At 70.9% G+C, this 9001-nt stretch carries 8 protein-coding genes; 4 read left to right on the top strand and 4 right to left on the bottom strand.

What is annotated here, in order from left to right:
• Positions 1-107 precede the first annotated feature (107 nt).
• Complete coding sequence (locus tag Vlu01_RS07900) at positions 108-548, top strand: carboxymuconolactone decarboxylase family protein (protein WP_203996050.1); 441 nt, start codon at positions 108-110, stop codon at positions 546-548.
• Positions 497-1423, top strand: coding sequence for an RNA polymerase sigma factor SigJ (gene sigJ / locus Vlu01_RS07895; protein ID WP_239095775.1), 927 nt, complete (start codon positions 497-499; stop codon positions 1421-1423). The genes Vlu01_RS07900 and sigJ overlap by 52 nt, the downstream gene beginning before the upstream one ends.
• Before the next feature lie 37 nt (positions 1424-1460).
• Here the strand turns inward: sigJ and ndk are convergent, their stop codons facing one another.
• A complete protein-coding gene (ndk, locus tag Vlu01_RS07890) occupies positions 1461-1886 on the bottom strand; it encodes a nucleoside-diphosphate kinase (protein ID WP_203996048.1) in 426 nt (141 codons plus the stop codon).
• 141 nt (positions 1887-2027) lie between these two features.
• On the opposite strand from ndk, the gene Vlu01_RS07885 reads away from it, so the two are divergent.
• On the top strand, positions 2028-3500 hold the full coding sequence (locus Vlu01_RS07885) for a VOC family protein (protein ID WP_203996046.1): 1473 nt from the start codon (positions 2028-2030) through the stop codon (positions 3498-3500).
• Between the two features lie 36 nt (positions 3501-3536).
• Here the strand turns inward: Vlu01_RS07885 and Vlu01_RS07880 are convergent, their stop codons facing one another.
• The 3 genes from Vlu01_RS07880 to Vlu01_RS07870 form a co-directional block, all read right to left on the bottom strand.
• Positions 3537-3902 carry a DUF4233 domain-containing protein gene (locus Vlu01_RS07880; RefSeq protein WP_203996044.1) on the bottom strand — a complete coding sequence of 122 codons (366 nt, stop codon included), beginning with the start codon at positions 3900-3902 and terminating at the stop codon, positions 3537-3539.
• Positions 3899-5170 (bottom strand): bifunctional folylpolyglutamate synthase/dihydrofolate synthase, encoded by a 1272-nt coding sequence (locus Vlu01_RS07875; protein ID WP_239095776.1) that lies wholly within the window; start codon positions 5168-5170, stop codon positions 3899-3901. Before Vlu01_RS07875 ends, Vlu01_RS07880 begins: the two co-directional genes overlap by 4 nt.
• Positions 5171-5343: 173 nt before the next feature.
• Positions 5344-7962, bottom strand: a complete 2619-nt coding sequence (locus Vlu01_RS07870) for a valine--tRNA ligase (RefSeq protein WP_203996042.1) — start codon at positions 7960-7962, stop codon at positions 5344-5346.
• Positions 7963-8031: 69 nt separating this feature from the next.
• On the opposite strand from Vlu01_RS07870, the gene Vlu01_RS07865 reads away from it, so the two are divergent.
• A complete protein-coding gene (locus Vlu01_RS07865; RefSeq protein ID WP_203996034.1) occupies positions 8032-8715 on the top strand; it encodes a hypothetical protein in 684 nt (227 codons plus the stop codon).
• Positions 8716-9001: the final 286 nt, after the last annotated feature.

Raw genomic sequence — 9001 nt, 5'->3', positions numbered from 1 at the left:
GGGGGGTGGGAGGGGGTGGGTGGGATGGGGGTCACAGCGCGATCTGTCACGCGGGGGCGGGGGCGGGGCGTCGTGGGGGTGTCACATGGGGCTATCGGGAGGTTGTCATGCAGCGGATCAACGTGGCGGAGGTGGCACCGGAGGCTTTCGACGCCGTGCTGGGCTTGGAGAAGTACGTCCGGGCCAACGTCGAGCACACCGTGCTGGAACTGGTGAAACTGCGCGCGTCGATGGTCAACGGCTGCACGTACTGCGTCGACATGCACAGCCGGGAAGCGCTCGGTGCCGGCGAGTCGAGCCGAAGGCTGTTCGCGGTGGCCGCCTGGCGGGAAGCGCCCTTCTTCGACGAGCGGGAACGCGCCGCGCTCGCGTTGACCGACGCGGTGACCCGGCTGGGTGAGCACGGGGTGCCCGACGAGGTCTGGGACGCCGCGTCGAAGGTCTGGTCGGAGAAGGAACTCGCCGACCTGGTCCTGGCAATTGCCACAATCAACGTGTGGAACCGGATCGCGGTGACCTTCCGCAGCGAACTGCCGACGGACGTGTGAGCCCGGCCGAGGCGGCACAGGCGGCCGGTGTACTCGACGTGCACCGGCCGATGCTGCTCGGGCTGGCCTACCGGTTGCTGGGTAGCCGCCACGATGCCGAGGACATCCTGCAGGAGGCGTACCTCCGCTGGTTGCGGGTCGACCGCGCCGAGGTGCGCGACCCGCGACGCTACCTGTCGCGGGTGGTGACCCACCTGTCCATGGACCGGCTGCGGGCCCGGCAGGCGGCCCGGGAGACGTACGTCGGGTCGTGGTTGCCGGAGCCGGTGCCCACCGCGCCGTCGCCGTTCGGGCCGCTGGAGCGTGCCGAGTTGCGCGACTCGATCTCCACCGCGCTGCTGCACCTGTTGGAGCGGCTCACCCCGCCGGAACGCGCCGTCTACGTGCTGCACACCGCCTTCGAGCTGCCCTACGCCGAGATCGCCGAGTTGCTGGACCGCTCCGCCGAGGACTGCCGCCAGTTACATCACCGGGCGAGCATCCGGATCGGGCGTGATCAGCGCCGCTTCACCGTCGACCGCGCCGAGCAGGAGCGGCTGCTGGAGGCGTTCATCGCCGCCGCCACCGAGGGCGACCTGGCCGCGCTGACCGAGCTGGTCGCCGCGGACGCGACCGTGTGGAGCGACGGCGGCGGCCGGGTGCGGGCCGCCCGCAACCCGATCACCCGTGCCGACCGGGTCGTGCGGTTCCTCCTGGGCATCCGGACAAAGGGCTGGCCGCTCACCGTGCGGCGCACGGAACTCAACGGCCAGCCGGCCGTCGTGGTGGCCACAGCCGCCGGTGACGTGTACGCGGTCACCCTCGGCACGACCGCCGGTCGGATCACCGACATCTTCCTGGTGGCCAACCCGGACAAGCTGTCCTGGGCAGCCTGAGCCGGACGGGGCTCAGGCCGGGGTGAGCGGGCCGGGCTCAGCCCAACTCGGGGAACCAGAGCGCCAGCTCGCGCTTGGCGCTGTCAGCCGAGTCGGAGGCGTGCACCAGGTTCTCCCGGTTGGACAGGGAGAGGTCACCGCGGATGGTGCCGGCGGCGGCCTTACGTCCGTCGGTGGCACCGATGAGGCCACGCACCACGTCGATGACATCGTCGCCGGAGAGCACGAGCGCGACCAGCGGACCCGCGGTCATGAACGCCTTCAGTGGCGGATAGAACGGCTTGTCGACGTGTTCGGCATAGTGCTCGTCGGCCAGCGCGGCGTCCATCGTCCGGGTCACCATCGCGTCGAGCCGCAGCCCCTTGCGCTCGAACCGAGAGATGATCTCGCCCACCAGCCCTCGACGGACCGCATCGGGCTTGATCAGGACGAGCGTACGCTCGCCCGGGCTGCTGCTGGACACGCTGGGTTCCTCCTCAGAGCGGAAGCCGGTCTGGCTGGGTACGGTCAGCCTAGCGACCCGGTCCCGGCGCCGCCGCGGTGGTCGGCCTTCCCCCGGCCCCCGATCCGGCCTAGCCTGGCCCTGACCCCCGGGAGGTCCACTGTGGCGAATGGTGGCGGCAACCGATCCATCGCACCGGTACGCAAGCTGATCGCCGCGGTGCTGGGCACCGTGGCCACCTTCGTGATCCTCTTCGGCCTGGGCATGACCAGTTGGGCCATCGTCGCGCTCGGTGTCGCTGTGCTCGCCCTGGCGATCGCGCTGGCCACCGTACGTGCCGGCGGTCGCACCTGGGTGGTCGGCGCCGGCCACGTGCACAGCGCCTCCGAGCCGCCGACCCAGTACGCCTTCGGTCGCTGCGAACTTCAACTGGTGATCGACGCCCCTGGGTTACCGCCCCGGTCGAAGAAAATCATCGAGCCGCGGGTTCCGGTGTCGAAGTGGCCGTCGCTGGGGCAGACCCTGCCGATCCGGGTGGCCCTGGACGACCCGCGACACGTCCGGGTGCTCTGGGACGAGGTGCTCACGCACACCGAGGCCGGCAGTACCGCCGACCTGCCCCCCGAGTTCGCCACGGTGCCGCCGGACGAGGTGCTGATCGGCCAGCAGGCGCCACCGTGGGCCGGCCGGGCACCCGAGGACGACTTCCACGACCCCTTGAGCGATCCGTCCGACAGCCCACCCGCCGCTCCGACGGACGGCCGAGCGCACGACGCGGTGACCGAGACCGTGGAGCATCACGAGACGGTGCGGGTACGCCAGCGTCCGGGCAAACCGGTCGTGCTGGAGGGGACCGTGGTGGAACGACCCGACGGACATCGGCTGCCCCGCCGAGCCACGCCCGCCCCACGGATACCGGCCGAGGAGCAGTTCCCCGACGAGCGGTTCCCCGTTGCGGCCGCCTCCGCCGGGGACGACCCCACCGAACCGGCAGCCGATCCGGCACCCGCCGGGGCGCCACCGGCCGCCCCGAGTCCGCAACTGACCGACCCGATGGATCCCCTCGACCCGCTCGACCTGCCGCTCGACGACCCGGAACCAGGCCCGACAGCCGCCACCGACGGCACGACGACCAACGGCCGACCGGAGACCAGCGTCGGGCACCCTCAGCCGGCTGCCGATCGGGCGGAGGCGGTCGACGCGGGGGAGCTGGACGAGGCGATCTTCGGCTTCGACCCGGACGCCGCCGACCCGGCGGCCCCGATCAGCGGAGTGGGCATCACCCTGTTGGTGACCGAACTGTCCCGCTCCCTGGAGTTCTACCGGGACCGGCTCGGCTTCACCGAGGTCGACCGGGGTGCCGCCAACGCGGTGCTCTCCTCGGGGACGACCCGCCTGGTGCTCCGCGAGGTCACCGGGGCGCAGCCGATCAGCCGCCGGTTGGTCCACGTCAACCTCGACGTGGACGACATCCAGTCGGCGTACGAACGGCTGCGCGAGTCCGGAGTCCGGTTCACCTACCCGCCCCGGGTGGTCAACCGCGGCAGCAAGCTGGAGGTGTGGGCGGCGGCGTTCCGCGACCCGGACGGGCACGGCATCGCGCTGACCCAGTGGCGGGAGCTGGCCGAGGCGTGAGCGCCTCGGGTCACCTGGACCTCCCGACCACAGCGGTCAGCCCAGGATCACCCGGCGCACGTGCAGCGCGTACGCCCACACCAGCGCGAACATCACGCCCAGCACGAACAGCGACCAGTGCAGCAGGCCGGACAACAGCAGCAGCCCCTGCAACACGGTGCCGGCGTGCCAGGCCCAGGGCCGGCGCATCATGCCGGCGAGCACGACAGCGATCACGGCCAGCACCACGACCACGGCGATGACCGCACCCCCGAGATCACCGTCCACCGCCCGGATCGGCTGGATCGCCAGCAGCAGCACCAACGCCTCCAGGCCGAGGGCAGCCGCACCGAGCCCGCGTACCGCCCGCTGCGGGTCGCGCAGACCGGACCGGCGCGGCTGGCCGCCTCCCTGCCCGGTCATCGCTTCAGCAGCCGGCGGGCGTCGGCCACGGTCACCACGGAGCCGGTGATCAGCACCCCGACGCCGACCAGTTCGCCCGGCACATCCTCCTCGGCCAGTGCCACCGCCGCCTCAATGGCGTCCGGCATCTCCTCGGCCACCTCGACCCGGTCCGGGCCGAACACCTCTGCGGCCAGCGCCGCCAACTCCTTGACCGGCAGGGTCCGGGGCGAGCTGTTGCGCGTCACCACCACCTGGTCGACCACCGGCTCCAGCAGCTCCAGCATGCTGGCGGCGTCCTTGTCGGCCAGGGTCCCGATGACGGCGACCAACTTGCTGAACGCGAACTCCTCCTGCAGCGCGGTGACCGTGGCCGCCATGCCCTGCGGGTTGTGTGCGCCATCGAGCAGGATCGTCGGCGCGGTGCGCACCCGCTCCAGCCGCCCCGGAGAGCTGGCGGCGGCGAAGCCTTCCCGAACCGCCTCCACGTCGAGCTGCCGGCGGGCACCCGCACCGAGGAAAGCCTCGACGGCCGCCAACGCCACCGCCGCGTTCTGCGCCTGGTGGGCACCGTGCAGCGGGACGAAGACCTCCTCGTACACCCCACCGAGCCCTTGCAGGGTGAGCACCTGACCGCCGACCGCGACAGCCCGGCGCAGGACGCCGAACTCCGAACCTTCCCGGGCGACGGTCGCGCCCACCTCCGCGCAGCGTTGCAGGATCGGTCGGGCTGCCTCTTCCTCCTGCGCGGCGCAGATGACCGTGGCACCGGAGTGGATGATGCCGGCCTTGGCGACCGCGATGTCCTGGAGCGTGTCACCGAGCCACTCGGTGTGGTCGAGCCCGATCGGAGTCAGGACGCAGACCCCGGCCTGGATGACGTTGGTGGCGTCCTCTGCGCCACCGAGACCCACCTCGACCACGGCCACGTCGACGGGAGCGTCGGCGAAGGTCGCGAAGGCCAGCGCGGTGGTCATGTCGAAGTAGGTCAGCGGCTCGTCCGAACGGGCGTCGACCAGTTCGGCCAGCGGCTTCACCTCCTGGTACACGGCGGCGAACCGGGCTTCGTCCACCGGCTCGCCATCCAGGCTGACCCGCTCCCGCACCGTCTCCAGGTGCGGACTGGTGTACCGCCCGGTGTGCAGCCCGAAGGCCCGCAACAGCGAGTCGATCATCCGGGCCGTGGAGGTCTTGCCGTTGGTCCCGGTCAGGTGGATCGACGGGTACGCCCGCTGCGGGCTGCCCAGCAGGTCCAGCAGGGACGAGATGCGGTCCAGCTCGAAGACCATCCGGGTGAACCCGCGCCCAGCCAGTTCCGCCTCCACCTGCGCGAAGGCGGAACCTTCGGGTCGGCCGGGCCGCTCACGGCGCGTCGCGTCCGCACCGCCACGGGGTCGGTCACTCGGTTCGCGGGTACCCGCCCGCTCGGCACGAACGCGGTCGGTGCGGTCGACAGGGTCGGTCACGAGGGAAGCGCCTCCAGGGCGGCATCGATGCGGGCCAGGTCCGCCTCGGCGACCGCCAGCCGTTCGCGGATCTTGGAAACGACGTGCTCGGGGGCCTTGTCGACGAACGCCGGATTGCCCAGCTTCGCCCGGGCCTGCCCCGCCTCCTTCTCCGCCGCGGCGCGGTCCTTGGTCAGGCGGGCCCGCTCGGCGGCAACGTCGATCGAGCCCCGGGTGTCCAACGCGACACTGACCGCGCCCGGCATGGCCAACGTCGCACTGGCCTGGAAGTCGTCGCCGGCCGGGTCCAGCCGCGCCAGCGACCGGATCAGCGGCTCGTGCGCCGACACACCGGCACCGGACAATCCGTCGAGTCGGGCCGCGACCCGCTGGGTCGGACGCAGACCCTGGTCGGAGCGGAACCGGCGGACCTCGGTCACCACCCGCTGAAGGGTGGCCACCTCCGTCTCGGCGGCATCGTCGATCAGCGCCCGGTCAGCCGTGGGCCAGGCCGCCGTCACGACGGTCGCCCCACCGGTGAGCGCCGTCCACAGTTCCTCCGTGACGAACGGAATCACCGGATGCAGCAGCCGCAGCAGCTGGTCCAGCACGTGACCCAGCACCCGTCGGCTGGCCTCTGCCGGTTCGCCGCCGCCGGCCAGCACCGGTTTGCTCAGCTCCACGTACCAGTCGCAGACGTCGTCCCAGGCGAAGTGGTACAGCAGGTCACAGACCTTGGCGAACTCGTACGCCTCGAACTGCTCGTCGACCTCGGCGGTGACGTGAGCCAGCCGGGACAGAATCCACCGGTCGACGGTCGACAGCCGTGCCGCCTCCGGCATCGGCCCGTTGGTGTGCGCGCCGTTGATCAGCGCGAACCGGGTGGCGTTCCAGAGCTTGTTGCAGAAGTTGCGCGACCCCTGGCACCACTCCTCGCTGACCGGCACGTCGCCGCCGGGGTTGGCCCCCCGGGCCAGGGTGAAGCGGGTGGCGTCAGCCCCGTAGCGGTCGATCCAGTCCAACGGGTCGACCACGTTGCCGAACGACTTCGACATCTTCTTGCCGTACTCGTCGCGGACCATCCCGTGCAGGGCGATCACGTCGAACGGCTGCCGGCCATCCATCGCGTACAGGCCGAACATCATCATCCGGGCAACCCAGAAGAACAGAATGTCGTACCCGGTGACCAGCACACTCGTCGGGTAGAACTTCGCCAGATCCGGCGTCTGCTCCGGCCAGCCGAGCGTGGAGAAGGGCCAGAGGCCACTGGAGAACCAGGTGTCCAGCACGTCCTCGTCCTGGTGCCAGCCCTCGCCGCTCGGCGGTTCTTCGTCGGGGCCGACGCAGACCACCTCGCCGGCCGGGCCGTACCAGACCGGGATCCGGTGGCCCCACCAGAGCTGCCGGGAGATGCACCAGTCGTGCATGTTGTCGACCCAGGCGAAGTAGCGCTTGGCCAGTTCCGCAGGTTCGATCCGCACCCGACCGTCGCGCACCGCGTCGCCGGCCGCCTTGGCCAGCGGAGAGGTGTTGACGAACCACTGCAACGACAGCCGAGGCTCAACCGTGGTCCGGCACCGGGAGCAGTGCCCGACGGCGTGCACGTACGGCCGTTTTTCGGCGACGATGCGTCCCTCGGCCCGGAGCGCGGCCACGATCGCCGGACGGGCCTCGAACCGGTCCAGGCCCTCGAACGGGCCGGGTGCGGTGATGACCCCCCGCTCGTCCATGATCGTCAGGGTCGGCAGGTCGTGCCGCTGGCCGATCTCGAAGTCGTTCGGATCATGGGCCGGCGTCACCTTCACCATGCCGGTGCCGAAGGTCGGGTCGACGTGCGGGTCACCCACGATCGGGATCCGCCGCCCGGTCAGCGGCAGTTCCACCTCGGTGCCGATCAGGTGCCGGTACCGCTCGTCGTCCGGGTGCACGGCGACCGCCGTGTCACCGAGCATCGTCTCGGCCCGGGTGGTGGCCACCACCACGTCGTCGCTGTAGCGGATCGAGACCAGCTCACCGTCGTCGTCGGTGTGCTCCACCTCGATGTCGGACAGCGCGGTGAGGCAGCGCGGACACCAGTTGATGATCCGGTTCGCCCGGTAGATCAAGCCGTCGTCGTACAACTTCTTGAACATGGTCTGGACGGCGCGGGACAGGCCCTCGTCCATGGTGAAGCGTTCCCGGTCCCAGTCGACCGAGTCGCCGAGCCGGCGCATCTGGCCGAGGATCGCGCCACCGGAGGAGGCCTTCCACTCCCACACCCGCTCGACGAACTTCTCCCGGCCCAGGTCGTGGCGGGAGAGCCCCTGCGCGGCGAGTTGCCGCTCGACGACGTTCTGGGTGGCGATGCCGGCGTGGTCCATGCCCGGCAGCCACAGCGCCTCGTAGCCCTGCATCCGCTTGCGCCGCACCAGCGCGTCCTGCACCGTGTGGTCGAGCGCGTGACCCATGTGCAGCGAGCCGGTGACGTTCGGCGGCGGGATGACGATGGTGAAGGGCTCCCGATCACTGTCCGCGGCGGCCCGGAACCGACCGTCGGCTACCCACTGCTCGTACCGTCGCTGCTCTACCTCGCCTGGCTGGTACTGGCCGGCAAGGGTCGGGGCGTCGGGGCGTCGGGCATCCAGTCTCTCGGTCACCCTGAAAGTCTACGGAGCGCTTCGCCTGACCCGACGTGCGCCACCTGTGGTTCGCGTACGGTGTCGGCTATGTCCGACGCACATCTGAGTGGCCGCCGGCTCGACGAGGGCACTCTGCCTGTCGAACTGGCCGACGAGCCGATCGAGCTGGGCGACCGCGACCCGACAGACGCCACCGACCAGCGCGACGTGCGGGCCCGGCGGCGACGCCTGGTCGTGGTGCTGCTCGCGGTCATCGCCGTGGTGGGTGTCGGCGCGCTCGGCACCTGGGCCTGGCGGATCGTCCAGCAGAAGGACGCACAGATCACCACACCCGACCAGGTCGCCGGGCTCCGTCTGGACAACAGCGACCGGGCGGTCAGCACGGCCGACTACCTGCGTAGCGGGCTCGCTGCCGACATTCAACTGGACAGCAGCTTCGGTGCCGTCTACCAGGACCCGGCCGATGCCCGGCGATCGGTACTGATCTTCGGCGGGACGACCTTGCTGTGGCAGCCTGAGCGGGACCTGGAGAGTCTCTTCGAGCTGATGGCCGACGAGACCGGGGCCGTCACCGGCCTTCGTGGCGTGTCACCGGGCCGGCTGGGCGGCGTGATGAAGTGCGGCAGTACCAGCGGTGAAGGTGGCGATTTCGCGGTTTGCGGCTGGGCCGACCACGGCAGTGCGGTGCTGGCCATGTTCCCCGCCCGATCGGTCGACGAATCCGCCGGCCTGCTGCGGCAGATCCGGGAAGGCATGCAGTCCCGCGACTGACCGCCACGGCCGCTCGGCCCGGCCCGTCGGCACCAGTCCGCAGGCGTGGTCCACCCGCACCAGGACCACCACCGGCGCCAAAAACAAACATCAGGGGTACCGCCCGGCCCGGCGCAGCTCGCGCGAGAACGGTCACCCGGTCGGACCCCGGCCACGACAAACCGGGCCTCGCGACAGACCAGAATGGCGTGGCGTACAAGAGCGACCGCCCTACTGCTGGCCCCTCGAAGTAGCCCTGAAATGCGTTTAGGGCCGCCCCTTGTGGGGTGGCCCTAAACGGTATGAA

It is taken from the genome of Micromonospora lutea, assembly GCF_016863535.1.
GTDB lineage: Bacteria > Actinomycetota > Actinomycetes > Mycobacteriales > Micromonosporaceae > Micromonospora > Micromonospora lutea.
This window is presented reverse-complemented; position numbering and strand designations above follow the sequence as displayed.

Coding starts and splice junctions, on each gene's coding strand:
- Vlu01_RS07865 (WP_203996034.1), top strand. CDS start 8,032: ATGTCCGACGCACATCTGAGTGGCCGCCGGCTCGACGAGGGCACTCTG.
- Vlu01_RS07875 (WP_239095776.1), bottom strand. CDS start 5,170: ATGGTCTTCGAGCTGGACCGCATCTCGTCCCTGCTGGACCTGCTGGGC.
- Vlu01_RS07880 (WP_203996044.1), bottom strand. CDS start 3,902: ATGACCGGGCAGGGAGGCGGCCAGCCGCGCCGGTCCGGTCTGCGCGAC.
- Vlu01_RS07900 (WP_203996050.1), top strand. CDS start 108: ATGCAGCGGATCAACGTGGCGGAGGTGGCACCGGAGGCTTTCGACGCC.